Genomic DNA, 15,368 nt, shown 5'->3' with positions numbered 1-15,368 from the left:
CGGCGTCACCGGAACGCCGCCTGACCGGTCATCGCCTGCCCGAGCACCAGCGTGTGCATCTCCGAGGTGCCTTCGTAGGTGAGCACGGCCTCGAGGTTGTTCGCGTGGCGCATCACCGGGTACTCCAGGGAGATCCCGTTCGCCCCCATCACCGTCCGCGCCGTACGGCAGATCTCCAGCGCCTCACGCACGTTGTTCAGCTTGCCCGCGCTGACCTGCTCCGGGCGGAGCGTGCCGGCGTCCTTGCGCCGGCCGAGGTGCAGTGCGAGGAGGACCCCCTTGGTGTACTCCAGCTCCATGTCGACCAGCTTCTGCTGGGTCAGCTGGAAGCCGGAGATCGGCCGGCCGAACTGCACCCGCTCGCCGGCGTACGACAGCGCCGCCTCCAGCGAGGAGCGCGCGGCGCCCATCGCGCCCCACACGATCCCGTAGCGGGCCTCGTTCAGGCAGCTCAGCGGGCCGCGGAGCCCGTGGGCCTTCGGCAGCTGTGCCGAGGCCGGCAGCCGTACGTCCTCGAGCACCAGCTCGCTGGTCACCGAGGCCCGCAGAGACTGCTTGTGGTGGATCTCGGGCGCGGAGAACCCCGGCGTCGAGGTCGGGACGACGAAGCCGCGCACCCCCTCCTCGGTCTGCGCCCAGACGACGGCGACCGAGGCGACCGACCCGTTCGTGATCCACATCTTGCGCCCGCGCACGACCCAGTCGTCGCCGTCGCGCCAGGCACGGGTCTGCATCGACTGCGGGTCAGACCCCACGTCGGGCTCGGTGAGCCCGAAGCAGCCGATCGCCTCGCCGGAGGCCATCTGCGGCAGCCACTCGGTCTTCTGCTCCTCCGAGCCCCAGTGGTGGATCGCGAACATCGCCAGCGACCCCTGGACCGAGACCAGCGAGCGGATCCCCGAGTCGGCGGCCTCCAGCTCCAGGCAGGCCAGGCCATACTCGGTCGCGGTCATCCCGGCACAGCCGTACCCCTCCAGGTGCATGCCCAGCAGGCCGAGCGAGCCGAGCTCCTTGGCCAGGCCCCGCACGTCGTCGATGTGGCCGCGCTCGAACCAGCCCGCGACGTACGGCTCGACGCTGGCCGCGCACAGCCGGCGCACCGCCGAGCGGACGTCCTTCTCCTGGTCGGTGAGCTGGTCGTCGACGCCGATCAGGTCGATCGGGTCCAACGGGGTCGTCGTGGCGTTCGCGCTCATCGGTCGTGCTCCGTCACTCTCGGGTGTGGGGTGGTCGTCTCGGGGGTGGATCGGGGGACCTGCAGCCAGCGGCGCACCTCGTCGTCGTGCTCGCCCAGCCGGGGCGGCCGGGTGGGTTCACCGACCGGGGTACGACCGAGCCACAGCGGGCTGCGTACCTGGGGGATGCCGCCGTCGCCGACCTCGCTGACCGGGTCCAGCCCGAGTTCGTCGGCCAGCCGGAACCCGTCGGCCAGGCTGCCGACCCGCCCGCAGGGCACGCGCGAAAGACCGACAGCCTCGACCCAGTGGTCGACAGTGTCCGTCGCGAGCGCGGACTCGAGTGCGGCGACCATCGCGGGACGGTGGGCCACGCGGTCGCGGTTGGTGGCGAAGCGCGGGTCCTCGGCCAGCCCGGGCACGCCGAGGGCTTCGGCCAGCGAGGCGAACTGGCGGTCGTTGCCGCAGGCGATCGCGAGGGCACCGTCAGCTGCCCGCAGCGTCTCGTACGGGGCGATGGACGGGTGTGCGTTGCCCATGCTGGAGGGATCCCGACCGGTGGTGAGGTAGCCGGACGCCTGGTTGGCCATCGACCCGAGCAGGCTGGAGAGCAGATTGACCTCCACGAGCTGACCACGTCCGCTGGTCTCGCGCTCGTGTAACGCAGCGAGGACCCCGATCACCAGATCCTTCGAGGTGAGCACGTCGACCAGGGCGACGCCGACCTTGCTCGGCTCCTCTGGCGGGCCGGTGATGCTCATCAGCCCGCCGACGGCCTGCACCAAGAAGTCGTACCCCGGGCGCCCGGCACCCTCGGCGGACCCGAAGCCCGAGACCGATGCGTAGACCAGGCCCGGGTTGATCTCGGTGAGAGCCGCCTGGTCGAGCCCACGGCGACGCATCGTGCCGGAGGCGAAGTTCTCCACCAGCACGTCGGCGCGCAGCGCCAGCTCGCGCGCGAGCACCAGGTCGTCGTCGTCGTCGAGGTCGAGGCACACCGAGCGCTTGCCGCGGTTGGCCGACTCGAAGTACGAGCTCGAGCTCTCCGTCCACGGCGGGCCCCACTGGCGGGTGTCGTCGCCGCTGCCCGGCCGTTCGACCTTGACCACGGTGGCGCCGAGGTCGGCGAGGGTGACCGTGGCCAACGGGCCTGCCAGCACCCGGCTGAAGTCGGCGACCAGGATCCCCTCGAGCGGTCGGCTCACGCCGGCTCCTCCGGACGGCCGTCGACCCGGCGCGGCAGACGCCAGGGGTTGTCCGAGCGCAGCGGCGGCGGGAGCAGAGCGTCGGTGGCGTTCTGGTAGACCACCGGGACCAGGAACCGGTCGAGCGCGGTGGCGCCGACCGAGGTCCACGCCGGGTCGGCGGTCGCCGGCCACGGGCCGCCGTGGTGCTGGGACCAGGTCGTCGCCACACCAGGCGGCCACTGGTCGACGACCAGTCGGCCCGCCCGGCCTGCGAGCAGGTCGACGTACCGTGCCGCGTCGGGGTCGTGCCGGCCGGCCGTCTGCACCGTCGCTGCGAGCGCTCCGGGCAGCTCGGGCAGGATCCAGGCCAGTCCCTCGGCCGCGTCGACGTCCGGGTCGTGCTCCACGACGACGGCCACGGCGCCGAAGCACTCCTCGAGGACGCTCGACCCCCTCCGCAACGCCGTCGGGCCGGCGGCGAGCACCGCCGCGGGCGCGGACCAGCCGGACTCCCTCGACCCGCTCGAGGCGAGCACCGTGGCTCCGGCGGACTCCATCGCGGCCATGCGCTCCCCCACGTCGGCAGCGATGCCGCTGGTGAGCATCACGGGCTGCGGCGCGAGCTCGCGGAAGGCCTCGGTCACCAGTCGGGCGGCGTCCGCACCGCGGGGTGCCAGCAGCAGCCCGGGCTTGGTGCACATCTGACCCGAGCCCGCGGTGTACGACGCGACGAACCCGCGTGCGATCTCGGCCATCCGCGTGGTCGCCGCCGACGGCGTGACGAGCACCGGGTTCACCGATCCCATCTCTGCGTAGACCGGAACGGGGACGGGGCGCTGCGCGGCCGCCCGCAGCAGTGCGGTGCCACCGGACGTGGACCCGGTGAAGGCGACTGCTGCGACCTCGTCCGCGCCGACCAGGCTGAGGCCGGCCTCGAAGCCGCTGACCACCGAGGCTGCACCGGCCGGCGCTCCGCACTCGCGCAGGGTGTCGACCAGCAGGTCCGCGAGCAGGTCGCCGAGCACCGGGTGCGCCGAGTGTGCCTTAATCACGACCGGGCAGCCGGAGGCCAGAGCGCTTGCGGTGTCGTGACCCAAGATTCCGAACGCGAAGGGGAAGTTGCTCGCGGCGAAGACGGCGACGACGCCGCGCGGTCGCCGGTACCGCGCGAGCGCGGGCCGAGTGTCCGTCGCGCGATCCAGGGTGACCTCCAGCGACTCACCGCCCGCCGCGACCTCCGCGTAGAACCGCAGCTGGGCGGCGAGTCGCTGCACCTCGCCACTCAGCCGGTCGTGCCCGAGCGCGGTCTCGAGGTCCGCCTGCTCGACCAGCCCGGTGGCCGCGGCCTCGACCGCCTGCGCGAGTGCGTCGAGCCAGGTCGCGCGCTCGGCGGGCGGGACCGCCTCGACGGCAGGTGCCGCGGCACCCGCGCGCGCCAGGGCGGCGCGGACGTGTCGCGGCGAGCTCTCCTTGACCTCGTCGTGCACCTCGCCGGTGCGAGGGAGGTACGACGCGATGACCGCCGTCACGGGATCACCGACTTCGCCGTCTGTGCGATCCCGCGGTGGGTGACGGGCTCGCCGATCGTGGCGTACGTCGGCCCGCCCAGGCGGGCGAGCGGGCGCAGCGTGGGCGTGTCCACCTTGCCGTCGACCCACAGGTCCTCACGCACGTGGAAGCAGACGACCTCTCCGACCATGAACTGGCTGCCCGTGCGGCCGAAGGGCACCGTCTGCTGCCACCGGCACTCCATCGCCAGCGGAGCGAGCGCGAGCCGCGGTGGGGTGACGAGCCTGCTCGTGCTGGTCTCCAGTCCGAGAAGGTCGACCTCACTGGTCGCCGGCGGGTGCTCGACGGCGCTGAGGTGGACCAGCTCCGAGTGCTCCTCGGCGGGGACGTTGACGACGAACTCGCCACTGCGCTCGATGTTGGTGCCGGTGTCCTTCAGGGTGCCCGCCTTGCGGCCGACGTTGACCCCGATCAGGGGAGGCGCCGTGGAGACGAAGGTGTAGCAGCTGAACGGCGCGAGGTTGACCACGCCGGCCTCGTCCACGGTAGTGATCCAAGCGATCGGGCGCGGAACCACGACTCCGGAGAGCAGCCGGTAGGTCTGCTCCGGGTCGAGGTCCGAGGCGGCGATGGTGACCTCGTTCCCACCCTCGGCGCTCATCGGTCCACCTCCTGTTCACGGAAGGCGGCGACGGTGTCGGGGCCGGGCGGGTAGAGCCCGGCCAACGGCTCGCCGTCGCGCACCCGGCGCAGGACGTACTCCTCGAGCCGCTCCTGCTCGGCCGCGGCCGGCGCGATCTCGGCGGCCAGCTCGGCCGGCACGACCACCACCCCGTCGCGGTCGCCGACGAGCACGTCACCGGGATACACGGCGACGCCGGCACAGCCGATCGGGACGTCGAGCTCGAGCGTGCGCACGTCCGCGCGGCTGATGTCGGCGGTCGCGCCGGCGGCGTACGTCGGCATCGGGACCTCGCCGACCCCGGAGGCGTCGCGGAACGAGCCTGCGGTCACGACGCCGGCCACCCCTCGCTCGTGCATGCGCTGCAGCAGGATGTCGCCACCGGTCGCGGCGCGGGTGCTGCCCGCGGTGTCGACGACCAGCACGTGACCGGCCAGGACCCGCTCGGCGACGTCGAACATCGACAGCCCGGGCGTCGGCGGCGTGCCCGGCACCAGACCGTCGATCGTCGCTCGCGACGGTACGCACCTCAGCGTCGCGGCGGGGGCCGCGAACCCGGACGTCTGGCCTACCGGCCGCAGGCCGGCGAGGGTCTGGTGCGCCAGGCCGTGCTTGAGCAGCTGGCTGGCGACCGTGGCGGTGCTGGCCGACGCCAGCTGGTCCAGAGTCTCCTGCGCCACCGCCTCGCTCACAGCGCGACACCGAGGTCGAGGGACTCCATCGCCGAGCGGACCAGCGTCTGGCCGCGGTCCGAAAGCGGCTGCAGCGGCTCGCGAACCCGGTTGTGGACCAGACCCATGCGGGAGAGCACCCACTTGACGGCCGTCGGGTTCGTCTCGGTGAGGATCGCGTCGTTGAGCGCCATCAACCGGAAGTGCAGGTCACGGGCCTCGTCCCACCGGTTCTCGGTGGTGAGCTCGTAGAGCGCCACCAGCTCCGCCGGGAAGATGTTGGCGGTCACGCTGATGTGCCCGGCACCACCGATGGCCAGCAACGGCAGGCACAGCATCTCCAGACCGGAGAACACCAGGAAGTCTCGACCGCAGGCGTCGAGCACCCGGTTGGCGTGCTCGAAGTCCTTGTTCGCCTCCTTCATCCCGACGATGTGGGGGTACGCAGCACGGAGCCGGGCAACGGTCTCGGGGGTGATGTCGACCGACGTCCGGGACGGGATGTTGTAGACCAGCAGCGGCAGGTCGGTGCTCTCCGCGACGGCGGCGAACCAGCGGAACAGGCCCTCCTGGGTGGGCTTGCTGTAGTAGGGCAGGATGACCATCGCCGCGTCGGCGCCCACCTGCTGCGCCTGCTTGGTCAGCTCCAGGGTCTCGCCGAGCTGGTGGGACCCTGTCGCCGGGACGAACGGGACCCGACCGGCGACCGACTGCGCGGTGTGCGCCACCAGGTCCATCCGCTCGCGCAGGCTCAGCGCGATCGGTTCACCGGTGGTGCCGGCGACGGAGATGCCGTGCGCACCGGCGGCGATCTGCCGCTCGACCATGGTCGAGACGACGTCGTGGTCGACCGTGTCGTCCTCGCGGAAGGGGGTGACGAGCGGGGCGATGGACCCGCGAAGCTGCACTGTCATGACTGGACCTCTCTGAGGGTGCGGGATGTAGGAGACGGAAGGCTCGGCGTCAGACGCCGAACAGCTCGGCCGGGTTGTCCAGCAGGACCCGCCGCAGTTCGGCCTCGTCGGGTGCGTAGCGGTGGAGCAGGTCGACGAGGTGCCCGTCGTTGGGAACCACGCCGGTGTGCAGCGGGTGCGGCCAGTCGGTGCCCCACAGCACCCGCTCCGGCGCCGTGGCGATGTATCCCCGGGCGTACGCGGCCGCGTCGTCGTAGGGGCTGCCGAGCTGGGAGCGCCGATCCCCGTTCGAGACCATCACGTACCAGTTGCCGCGTCCCAGCAGCTCCCGGACGCGACCGAAGTTGGCGTCCTGGAGGCCCTGGGAGTAGTCCAGCGGGCCGAAGTGGTCGATCACGGCCGGGCCGGTGACGTCGTCGAGCACATCCAGCTCGGCCAGCGGGAGGCCGTTGACGTGGAACTTGACGTACCACCCCAGCTCGGCGACCCGGGCGATGGTGCGACGCACGAGATCGGCGGAGGGCGCGTGGCCGAGGGTGCCGTGGAAGTTGAACCGCGCGCCGCGGACACCCCCCTCGTGCAGCCGTGCCAACTCCTCGTCGGTGGTGTCGTCGTCGACCACGCCGCAGCCGCGGTAGCCGGGCCCGGCGACGGCGAGCGCGTCGAGCAGGGCACGGTGGTCGGTGCCGTACGCCGTCGACTGCACGACGATGCCCTTCTCGATGCCGAGGACGGAGTGCATCTTCAGTGCCGCCTCGATGGTCGCGTCGGGTGCGAGGTACGCCGCCCTCGGCGAGTACGGATAGGCCTCCGGGTCGCCGAACACGTGGATCTGGCTGTCACAGGCGCCGGCGGGCAGCGGGATCTGCGGCGCGACGGTGTCGGGATCGAAGTGCGAGTAGTCCTTCATGGGTCCTCCGGAGTGGTCGTTCGGGTCGGTCGGTCAGTGGGCCGGCGATCCGTCGTCCAGCACCGCCACGGCGTTGCACTGCACGAGGATGTCGGCGCGGGTGGTGCCCGGCAGGGTCTCCCTGGCCGGGCGGGAGTCCGGGTCGGGGAAGGTGGCCAGCCACTCCTCGTTGAGCGCCGACCGGTCCTGGTGATCGCGCAGCCGGACGGTCAGCTTCACCACGTCGTGGGTAGAGCCGCCCGCCGCCGCGAGGGTGGTGCGCAGGTGGCCGAACATGTTGCGCGTCTGCTCCCGCACGTCTGCCGGCATCTCCCCGGAGGTGGGATCCGCGCCGTGGATGTTGCCGGTCATGAGCAGCGATCCGACGCGGCAGGCTGCAGGGATCGGGTTCTGGTGGGCGAATCCCTCGGTGTAGTAGCTGCGGCGACGCGCCTCGTCGGACGCGGTCACCGGCCGCGCGTTCACCGGACGCTCCGGTCGGCCTGCTCGGCGACGTCGTTGGTGATCAGCTGGTCGACCGACGGCGGGTCGTCCACGCCCTGGACGTCGGCGTACTGCTTGACGTAGGACTCGACCTCGTCGGGGTCGAAGACGCCGTACGGGGGGCTGGTCACGAAGTCACCGAGAACGGCCTTCAGCGACGTGAGCGTGGACTGCATCCCGACCGACTTGGCGGAGGGGTTGACCGCCCAGTAGTCCTCGATGGCCTTCTGCGGGTTCTTCGCGATGAACGCGTCGGCCTTGGCGAGCGCCTTGGCGTACTTCTCCAGGTCGCTGCGCTTGTCGCCGTCGAGCACCTTGTCGGAGGCGAAGTAGCCGCCTCCGCCGGGACGACCGACGCCACCCTGCTCGACGGTGCGCAACCTCAGTCCGTCCTGGGCCAGCGTGGAGTACGGGTCGCTCCACAGCGCGAGTGCCTGCACGTCGCCGCTCTGGACGGCGGTCTTCGCCGGGCCTCCGAGCCCGGTCGGCTGGAACGTCACTGAGTCGGTGGGGACACCGGCTCGCCGGAGATTGATCTTGGTGAACGGGATCGCCGAGCTGGTCAGGCTGGCCACGCCGACGGTCTTGCCCTTCAGGTCGGCGAAGCTGCGAATCGGGCTGTTCTCGGGCACCTGGACCGAGTAGATGCCCTGCTTGTACTTGGCCCAGAAGAACGACCCCTTCACGCCCTTGGAGTAGGCGTCGACGATCGGCTCGAAGGTGATGCTGGCGACGTCGGCCTTGCCGCTCGCCACGAGCTGCGCGGCGAGGGTGGCGCCGTTGGAGTAGCGCACCGAGACGTCGAGACCCTCGTCGTCGAAGAACCCCTCCTTCTGTGCCACGTAGAGGTCGATGTTGCTGAGGTTGGCGGCGGGGTTCCCGCTCTGGACGACGAGGGTGCCGGCCTCGGACCCGCCCGCACCGCAACCGGTGGCGACCAGGCACACGAGCGCCACGAGGGCGATCAGGGCGCGCTTGCGCATCAATTCTCCTTGGATGGGTGGGGACGGGCCTCTAGCTGTCGCGGTTCTCGGACCACGCCAGGAAGGGTCTGGTGACGCCCTCGAGCAGATAGCTCAGAGCGAGGCCGATCAGTGAGAGGTAGAACAGGACCGAGAACACACCGGCGACGTCGATGCTCGCCTGACGGGTCAGGATCACGCTGCCGAGCCCGTTGCTGGACCCGATGAACTCACCGACGATCGCGCCGATGATGGCGAAGACGATGGCGATGTTCAGCCCCGCGACCAGGTACGGGAGGATCGCGGGCAGCTTGAGCTTGAGGAAGGTCTGGGTCCGGCTGGCGCGCAACGAGCGCATCAGCAGCAGGGCGTCGCGATCGATGCTGCGGAAGCCGGTGAGCACGTTGACGAAGACCGGGAAGACGGCCACCAGGGCAGTGATGACGACCTTGGAGTTGATGCCATAGCCGACCCAGATCGTGATCAGGGGCGCGAGGGCGATCTTCGGCAAGGTCTGGAAGCCGACGATGTAGGGCATCAACAGCCGCTCGAGCAGCGGGACGCTGGCGACGAAGACCGCCGCCGCCGCCCCGGCGAGCGAGGCCAGGACGAAGCCGAGGAGCACCTCCACGAGGGTCACCCAGACATCACCCCAGAACGCTCCGGAGCTCGCGTCGTCGACGATCTTGCGGGCGACGTCGAGGGGCTCGGGCAGCAGATAGGCACCGACGAGCTGCGAGAGCAGCTGCCACACGGCGACGATGACGACGGGGATGAGCACTCCGAGGCCCCACACGGTCACGCGGCGGCGGACGGCGGCGCGGCGACGCACCTGCACGGGTGTCCTCCCGTCGCCGACGTGCCTGGAGGACCCCTCGGCACGTCGGTCGTCGAGCTGCTGGGTCGTCTGGCTCATCAGTGACCACCTGCCTGGTTCATGACGGCCCGGACCTGGTTGGCGTGGCGACCCAGCTCTGCCGAGCCGAACGTCTCCTGCCCCCTAGGACGCGGAAGATCGATGGGGAGGTCGGCCGCCACCCGGCTGGGACGGGCGCTCATCACGACCACGCGGTCGCTGAGGAAGACGGCCTCGTCGATGGAGTGGGTGACCATGACGACGGCTGTGCCCAGCTCCGCGTTGACGGCCTGGAGCTCGATGTTCATCTGCTCGCGGGTCATCGCGTCGAGTGCGCCGAAGGGCTCGTCCATCAGCAGCAGGGGAGGGTCGGTCGTCAGCGCGCGAGCGATGGCGACGCGCTGCTGCATCCCGCCTGAGAGCTCGCGCGGCGACTTGCGCCCGAAGCCCTGCAGCCCGACCAGCTCGAGCAGCTCCTCGACCCGCCGCTCGCGGTCTCGTCGACCGACACCGTTGATCTCCAGCGGTAGGCCGACGTTGGCGGCCACGTTGCGCCACGGCAGGAGGTTGGGCGCCTGGAACACCAGCCCGTACTCGGGTGCGACATCCGCAGGGGAGTGACCCTGCACGCGGATGTCTCCCGCGCTCGGGTGGACCAGTCCGGCGATGATCTTCAGCAGCGTGCTCTTGCCGCAGCCGGACGGACCGATGATGGAGACGAACTCGCCCGCGCCGACGCGCAGGGTCGCATCGCCGACCGCCGGGATCTCCTCACCGTTGCCGGCCAGGTAGGTGTGCTGGATCCCGGTCATCGCGATGACCTCGTCGCCGGACCTCGGCTCGGAGGGCGGGACCTGTGCTCCCTCCACCGGCGCCACGTCGTTCGCAGTCAGCTCGGGCACGTCGTCGACCTCCTCACCTCGTCGTTGGGCGACGTGACGACGGTCTCATTGCGTCAGCGGCATGTCCAAGACGCAAAAAGCGGTTCATTGATAAGCAGTCGCGATCAGTGGGTAGCCTGGCGCCATGCAGGACGTCGAGCTCCCGCTGGTGCGGACCTTCCTCGTACTCGCCGACGAGCTGAACTTCCGCCGAGCGGCTGAGCGCCTGTTCATCGCCCAGCCGGCGTTGAGCCAACGCATCGCGCGGCTGGAGGAGAAGGTGGGCATGCGCCTGTTCGACCGCACCACCAGGCGGGTCGAGCTCACCTTCCAGGGCCGCGAGCTGGTCCCGACGGCGATGGCCCTGGTTTCCGCGCAGGAGAACTTCGCCTCGCGCGCGTCCGCGCTGTCGTCGGGTCGCACGGACGAGCTCCGCGTGGCGTACACCGTCAGCACCGGGTACGACGTGGTGCCCGGCCTCGTCTCGCGCTTCCGCCACCACAACCCCGACGTCGAGGTGCTCGCGCGCGAGACGTGGGGTCGGGACGTCGTCGCGGGTCTGAGGACACGGGCGTTCGACGTCGCCATCGGCCGGGTCTTCGACCCTCCAGACGACATGGAAGCGATCGTCCTGCGCCACGAGGGGTTGGTCGCCACGCTCGGCGAGGACCACCCGCTCGCTGGGCGGACCTCGCTCAGGCTCGCCGACCTGGACGGCGAGCAGATCATGTTCTGGCCGCGCGAGCTCGCCCCGCTCTACCACGACCTGCTGCTCAGCATCTGCCGCGCGGGGGGGTGCACGCCCCGGATCGTGCACAACCCCATCCCGGGACAGCGGATCCTCACCCGTCTCAGCGGCGACGTCCTGGCGATCCGCCCGGAGTCCTGCCGGTTCCTTCGCCCGGACGGGCTGGTGCTCGTCGACCTCGTCGACGAGGTGGCCACCGTGCCGGTGATGATGATGTGGCCGCGTGAGCACCGCAGCCCGAACGATGTCGCTGCGTGGCGACGCAACGCAGAGGCCTTCGCCGACTTCGCCGGCTGGAAGGGCTACGGCAGCCCCCTCGAGGCACGGACGTCCTGAGCCGGCGCGCGCGAGGGACACCGGTCATCGGCCGGGCTCCTCGACCTGATGCCCGTGGGTGGCCTGCCTAGGCTCGTCGGATGGAGGAGATGAAGGCCCGACGCGTCGTCGACCGGCTCCGCGAGCTCGGCACGGACGCCGATCTCGCCCGGGTGGGCGTACGCCAGTTCGGCGTCACCGTGAAGCTCCCCGGCAAGCGCGAGGCGATCTGGGACGCCGACGGCACCGCGTCGCTGGAGGCCAACGTCATGCGCGACGGGATGCTCGTCGGCTACGTCCCCGAGATCCCCGGCTCGGCGGACTTCGACGAGGACGAGGTCGTCGATGCGATCCGCAGCACGGACTACGACGCGCCGATCGCGACGCGGACGAGCACGACCCCGCCACCCGAGCCGGCACTGCCGGTCAAGGGCGGGCTCTACCGACGCTTCCTCGAGGGACTCCGCTGGCGCTGAGCGTGCCGACGGCACGGCACGGTGGCGTGGACCGACGGCCCTCACTGAGGACAGCTAGGTCTTGCGGCTCGGGCTCAGCAGCGTCTGCAGGATCACGACCACCAGCAGGAACCCGCCGCTCACCACGGACTGGATCGAGCTGGTGAGACTGCCGACCTGGTTGATCAGGTTCTGGATGACACCCAGCAGGTAGACGCCGGCGAGGGTCCCCGTGACGTTGCCCCGCCCGCCGGAGAGCAGCGTGCCGCCGATGACGACCGCGGAGATCGCCTCCAGCTCCATGCCGACCCCGACCGTGGTGACCCCCGAGGAGGACCGAGCGGCGTTGAGGGCGCCGGCGAACGCGGCGAGCATGCCGGATGCGACGTACACCCCGAGCTTCACCCGCGCGACGGGCAGGCCCATCAGCCGCGAGGCGTCCTCGCCGCCTCCGGTGGCCACCACCACCTGGCCCGCCCGGCTGCGCTGGCGCACCACCCAGCCGACGGCGAACAGCGCCAGCATGATGACGACCGGCCAGGTCGCCTCCCAGACGTGTCCCTGACCCAGCGACACGAACGCCTCGGACTTCACCTTCGGCGTCGTGTTTCCCTCGTCGGTGATCGCGAAGACCAGCCCGCGGGCACCGAGCAGCCCGGCGAGGGTGACGATGAACGGCGCCATCCCGGCGTAGGCCACCAGCCCGCCCTGGACCAGGCCGATCAGCGCACCGACCGCGACCGGCAGCAGGATCGCGGTGAGCCACCCGCCGCCGGAACCGTACGCCGCGAGCACGCCGCCGAGCGCGAAGACCGACCCCACGGAGAGGTCGATGCCGCCGGTGAGGATGACGAAGGTGACCCCGAGCGCGACGATTGCGAGGAAGGAGCCCTGCACCGCGACGTTGGAGAGGTTGTCGACCGTGCCGAAGGTGTCGAAGGCCAGCGACCCGACGACCAGCAGCAGCACGAGGACGGCGACCGCGCCGTGCTGGGAGAACAGCTCGGCGACCGCCTCCCCGCGACGCCTGGTCGGGGCGGCGGCCCCGGCATCGACGGTCGACGCCGTGGTCGGCGCGCTCACGAGCGCACCCCCTTGCCGCGTTGCACGAACACCGCGATCACGATGATCACCGCCTGCACGATCTGTGAGTAGGAGTCGGGCACGTCGTGCTTGATCAGCGTCGCGTCGATCAGCTGCAGCAGCAGCGCGCCGGCGACGGTGCCCCAGACGCGGACCTGCCCGCCCGAGAGCGGGGTGCCGCCGACGACGACCGCGGTGATCGCGGACAGCTCGATCAGGTTGCCCAGCGTCGAGGGGACGCTGGCCCCGGCGCGGGCCACCCCGATCACGCCGGCGATCGAGGCCAGCAGCGCGCAGAGGACGTACGCCGTGATCAGCACCCGCTTGACCGGCAGGCCGGACAGCTCCGCGGCGCGGCGGTTGCCGCCCACCGCCACCAGCTGGCGCCCGTACGTGGTCGAGGAGACCAGCAGCCAGACCAGCACCGCGAGCACCGCGGCGATCACGACGATCAGCGGGATCCCCGCGACCTCCGCGGTGCCGAGGCTGCGGAGGTCCTGGTTCTGGATCGACTTCAGCTGCTCGCCGGAGATCACCAGCGCGATGCCGCGGCCACCGACCATCAGCGCGAGGGTCGCCACGATCGGCTGCACGCCGATGAACGCGATCACCCCGCCGTTGACCAGGCCCACCACGAGACCGGCGACGAGCGCGACGAGCACCGCCGGGACGACGCCGTAACCCAGCCACAGCGGGATGACCGCGGCCGCCAGCGCCATCACCGCACCGACGGAGAGGTCGATGCCCTCGGTACCGATCACCAGGGCCATGCCCAGGGCGACCACGAGCACCGGGACGACCTGCACCAGCTGGATGCGGAAGTTGTCGACGGCGAAGAAGTTGTCGGTGAAGAGCAGGTTGATCACCAGGACGACGACCAGGGCGGCGTACACGCCGTAGACGCGCAGCCAGCCGCTCACCGAGGTCGAACGGGTGGGGGCACTGGTCACGGTGGCCTCAGCCACGGCTCGCCTCCTCGGGGGGTGCGCCGGGGTCCGCCGGCAGTGCGGTCTCGGTCGACAGGGCCGCCATCAGCCGCTCCTCGGTGATCTCCTCGCCGTTCAGCTCCGCGACGACGGCGCCGTCCTTGAGCACGACCATCCGGTCGGCGCCCTCGATGACCTCCTCCAGCTCGGAGGAGACCAGGACGATGCCCAGGCCCTCGCGGGCGAGCTCGTCGATCAGCGCCTGCACCTCGGCCTTGGCGCCGACGTCGATCCCCCGGGTCGGCTCGTCGAGCAGCAGCACCCGGGGGCTCATCGCGAGCCAGCGGGCGATCATCACCTTCTGCTGGTTGCCCCCGGACAGCTCGGCCACCGGCTGCTCGGGGCTCGAGGCCTTGATGTGCAGCCGCTCCATCATCGTGCGGACGACCGCGTCCTGCTTGCGCCGCGAGGTGAACCCGAAGCGGGACAGCCGGGGCAGCGCGGCGAGCACGATGTTCTCGCGGACAGACAGGTTCGGGATGATCCCCTCGGCCTTGCGGTCCTCGGGGAGCAGGACGACGCCGGCCCGGATCGCGGCCGGCACCGACCCGCTGCGGACCCGCTTCCCGTCGAGGCTGACCTGCCCGCGGTCCAGCGGCATCGCGCCGGCCACCGCCTTGAGGGTCTCGCTGCGTCCGGCGCCGAGCAGGCCACCGAGGCCGAGCACCTCACCGGGGCGTACGGACAGGGCGACGTCCTCGATCTCGTGCTTGCGGGTCAGGTGCTCGGCGACGAGCACCGGCTCGGCGGCCTGGGTGTGCGCCTCCTCGCCGAACTCGGTCACCCCCGACCCGGACATCTCCGAGGTCGTACGACCGAGCATCATCGCCACGAGCTCCAGGCGCGGCAGGTCGGCGAGGTCGCCGGTGTGCACGAGCCGGCCGTCGCGGAGCACGGTGACCTTCTCGCACACCTCGTACAGCTCGTCCATCCGGTGGCTGACGTAGACGATCGCGATGCCCTGCTCGCGCAGCCGGGCGATCACCTCGAACAGCGTGCGCACCTCGCGCGGCTCCAGCGAGGAGGTCGGCTCGTCCATGATCACCACGCGGGCGTCGATGCTGACCGCACGGGCGAGAGCGACCATCTGCTGGGCACCGAGACCGAGCGTGCGCAGCGGACGGCGTACGTCCACGTCGATGCCGTACGAGTCCAGGAGCTCGCGCGCGTCCCGCTCCATGGCGCGCGTGTCGACCAGGCCGAACGAGGTCCGCGGCTCACGTCCGAGGTAGACGTTCTGCGCCGCCGACATCAGCGGGATCAGGTTGACCTCCTGGTAGATCGTGGAGATCCCCGCCTGCTGCGCGTCCAGCGGTCGGCCGAAGCTGCGCGGCTCGCCACCGAGCAGCACCTGCCCCTCGTCGGGACGGTGCACGCCGGTGAGCACCTTGATCAGCGTCGACTTGCCGGCGCCGTTCTCCCCCACCAGGGCGTGCGCCTCCCCCTCGCCGAGGGCGAAGTCCACCCCGGACAGGGCGCGCACGCCACCGAACACCTTGGTGATCCCCTGGGCCTGGAGCACCGGGGGACGCACGTCGTCTGTCATCGACA

The 15,368-nt window shown here is 71.1% G+C and carries 16 protein-coding genes; 2 read left to right on the top strand and 14 right to left on the bottom strand.

Annotated features, from left to right (window positions below; translation table 11 throughout):
• Positions 1-5: 5 nt before the first annotated feature.
• The 11 genes from IEX42_RS13290 to IEX42_RS13240 are packed head-to-tail and all read right to left on the bottom strand — an operon-like array spanning position 6 to position 10,251.
• A complete protein-coding gene (locus tag IEX42_RS13290; protein ID WP_188780199.1) occupies positions 6-1,196 on the bottom strand; it encodes an acyl-CoA dehydrogenase family protein in 1,191 nt (396 codons plus the stop codon).
• Positions 1,193-2,380, bottom strand: coding sequence for a CaiB/BaiF CoA transferase family protein (locus IEX42_RS13285; protein WP_188780198.1), 1,188 nt, complete (start codon positions 2,378-2,380; stop codon positions 1,193-1,195). Before IEX42_RS13285 ends, IEX42_RS13290 begins: the two co-directional genes overlap by 4 nt.
• A complete protein-coding gene (locus tag IEX42_RS13280) occupies positions 2,377-3,891 on the bottom strand; it encodes an aldehyde dehydrogenase family protein (RefSeq protein ID WP_188780197.1) in 1,515 nt (504 codons plus the stop codon). Before IEX42_RS13280 ends, IEX42_RS13285 begins: the two co-directional genes overlap by 4 nt.
• The gene (locus IEX42_RS13275; protein ID WP_188780196.1) at positions 3,888-4,532 is read right to left on the bottom strand and encodes a flavin reductase family protein; all 645 of its coding nucleotides are present in this window, start codon (positions 4,530-4,532) and stop codon (positions 3,888-3,890) included. The genes IEX42_RS13280 and IEX42_RS13275 overlap by 4 nt, the downstream gene beginning before the upstream one ends.
• On the bottom strand, positions 4,529-5,245 hold the full coding sequence (locus IEX42_RS13270; RefSeq protein ID WP_188780195.1) for an RraA family protein: 717 nt from the start codon (positions 5,243-5,245) through the stop codon (positions 4,529-4,531). The genes IEX42_RS13275 and IEX42_RS13270 overlap by 4 nt, the downstream gene beginning before the upstream one ends.
• A complete protein-coding gene (gene dapA / locus IEX42_RS13265; protein WP_188780194.1) occupies positions 5,242-6,138 on the bottom strand; it encodes a 4-hydroxy-tetrahydrodipicolinate synthase in 897 nt (298 codons plus the stop codon). Before dapA ends, IEX42_RS13270 begins: the two co-directional genes overlap by 4 nt.
• A gap of 49 nt (positions 6,139-6,187) precedes the next feature.
• Positions 6,188-7,048: an amidohydrolase family protein gene (locus IEX42_RS13260; RefSeq protein WP_188780193.1), complete on the bottom strand. Its 861-nt coding sequence runs from the start codon at positions 7,046-7,048 to the stop codon at positions 6,188-6,190.
• Positions 7,049-7,081: 33 nt separating this feature from the next.
• A complete protein-coding gene (locus IEX42_RS13255; RefSeq protein ID WP_229660853.1) occupies positions 7,082-7,498 on the bottom strand; it encodes a RidA family protein in 417 nt (138 codons plus the stop codon).
• A gap of 11 nt (positions 7,499-7,509) precedes the next feature.
• On the bottom strand, positions 7,510-8,514 hold the full coding sequence (locus tag IEX42_RS13250; RefSeq protein ID WP_188780192.1) for an ABC transporter substrate-binding protein: 1,005 nt from the start codon (positions 8,512-8,514) through the stop codon (positions 7,510-7,512).
• Between the two features lie 31 nt (positions 8,515-8,545).
• Positions 8,546-9,409 (bottom strand): ABC transporter permease, encoded by an 864-nt coding sequence (locus tag IEX42_RS13245; RefSeq protein ID WP_188780191.1) that lies wholly within the window; start codon positions 9,407-9,409, stop codon positions 8,546-8,548.
• Positions 9,409-10,251 (bottom strand): ABC transporter ATP-binding protein, encoded by an 843-nt coding sequence (locus IEX42_RS13240; protein WP_229660852.1) that lies wholly within the window; start codon positions 10,249-10,251, stop codon positions 9,409-9,411. The genes IEX42_RS13245 and IEX42_RS13240 overlap by 1 nt, the downstream gene beginning before the upstream one ends.
• 124 nt (positions 10,252-10,375) lie before the next feature.
• Here IEX42_RS13240 and IEX42_RS13235 point away from each other — a divergent pair, with 124 nt between their 5' ends.
• A complete protein-coding gene (locus IEX42_RS13235; protein ID WP_188780190.1) occupies positions 10,376-11,314 on the top strand; it encodes a LysR family transcriptional regulator in 939 nt (312 codons plus the stop codon).
• A gap of 80 nt (positions 11,315-11,394) precedes the next feature.
• The gene (locus IEX42_RS13230) at positions 11,395-11,769 is read left to right on the top strand and encodes a hypothetical protein (RefSeq protein ID WP_188780189.1); all 375 of its coding nucleotides are present in this window, start codon (positions 11,395-11,397) and stop codon (positions 11,767-11,769) included.
• Positions 11,770-11,823: 54 nt separating this feature from the next.
• On the opposite strand, the gene IEX42_RS13225 is transcribed toward IEX42_RS13230, so the two are convergent.
• The 3 genes from IEX42_RS13225 to IEX42_RS13215 are packed head-to-tail and all read right to left on the bottom strand — an operon-like array spanning position 11,824 to position 15,363.
• A complete protein-coding gene (locus IEX42_RS13225; RefSeq protein WP_188780188.1) occupies positions 11,824-12,831 on the bottom strand; it encodes an ABC transporter permease in 1,008 nt (335 codons plus the stop codon).
• Positions 12,828-13,796: an ABC transporter permease gene (locus IEX42_RS13220; RefSeq protein ID WP_188780187.1), complete on the bottom strand. Its 969-nt coding sequence runs from the start codon at positions 13,794-13,796 to the stop codon at positions 12,828-12,830. Before IEX42_RS13220 ends, IEX42_RS13225 begins: the two co-directional genes overlap by 4 nt.
• Positions 13,789-15,363: a sugar ABC transporter ATP-binding protein gene (locus IEX42_RS13215; protein WP_188780186.1), complete on the bottom strand. Its 1,575-nt coding sequence runs from the start codon at positions 15,361-15,363 to the stop codon at positions 13,789-13,791. Before IEX42_RS13215 ends, IEX42_RS13220 begins: the two co-directional genes overlap by 8 nt.
• Positions 15,364-15,368: the final 5 nt, after the last annotated feature.

Source organism: Marmoricola endophyticus (genome assembly GCF_014644415.1).
GTDB classification, from domain to species: domain Bacteria; phylum Actinomycetota; class Actinomycetes; order Propionibacteriales; family Nocardioidaceae; genus Marmoricola; species Marmoricola endophyticus.
The sequence above is the reverse complement of the archived record's forward strand: the minus strand, read 5'-3'. Positions and strand labels throughout refer to the sequence as shown.

Coding starts and splice junctions, on each gene's coding strand:
- IEX42_RS13290 (WP_188780199.1), bottom strand. CDS start 1,196: ATGAGCGCGAACGCCACGACGACCCCGTTGGACCCGATCGACCTGATC.
- IEX42_RS13275 (WP_188780196.1), bottom strand. CDS start 4,532: ATGAGCGCCGAGGGTGGGAACGAGGTCACCATCGCCGCCTCGGACCTC.
- dapA (WP_188780194.1), bottom strand. CDS start 6,138: ATGACAGTGCAGCTTCGCGGGTCCATCGCCCCGCTCGTCACCCCCTTC.
- IEX42_RS13260 (WP_188780193.1), bottom strand. CDS start 7,048: ATGAAGGACTACTCGCACTTCGATCCCGACACCGTCGCGCCGCAGATC.
- IEX42_RS13250 (WP_188780192.1), bottom strand. CDS start 8,514: ATGCGCAAGCGCGCCCTGATCGCCCTCGTGGCGCTCGTGTGCCTGGTC.
- IEX42_RS13245 (WP_188780191.1), bottom strand. CDS start 9,409: ATGAGCCAGACGACCCAGCAGCTCGACGACCGACGTGCCGAGGGGTCC.
- IEX42_RS13235 (WP_188780190.1), top strand. CDS start 10,376: ATGCAGGACGTCGAGCTCCCGCTGGTGCGGACCTTCCTCGTACTCGCC.
- IEX42_RS13230 (WP_188780189.1), top strand. CDS start 11,395: ATGGAGGAGATGAAGGCCCGACGCGTCGTCGACCGGCTCCGCGAGCTC.
- IEX42_RS13215 (WP_188780186.1), bottom strand. CDS start 15,363: ATGACAGACGACGTGCGTCCCCCGGTGCTCCAGGCCCAGGGGATCACC.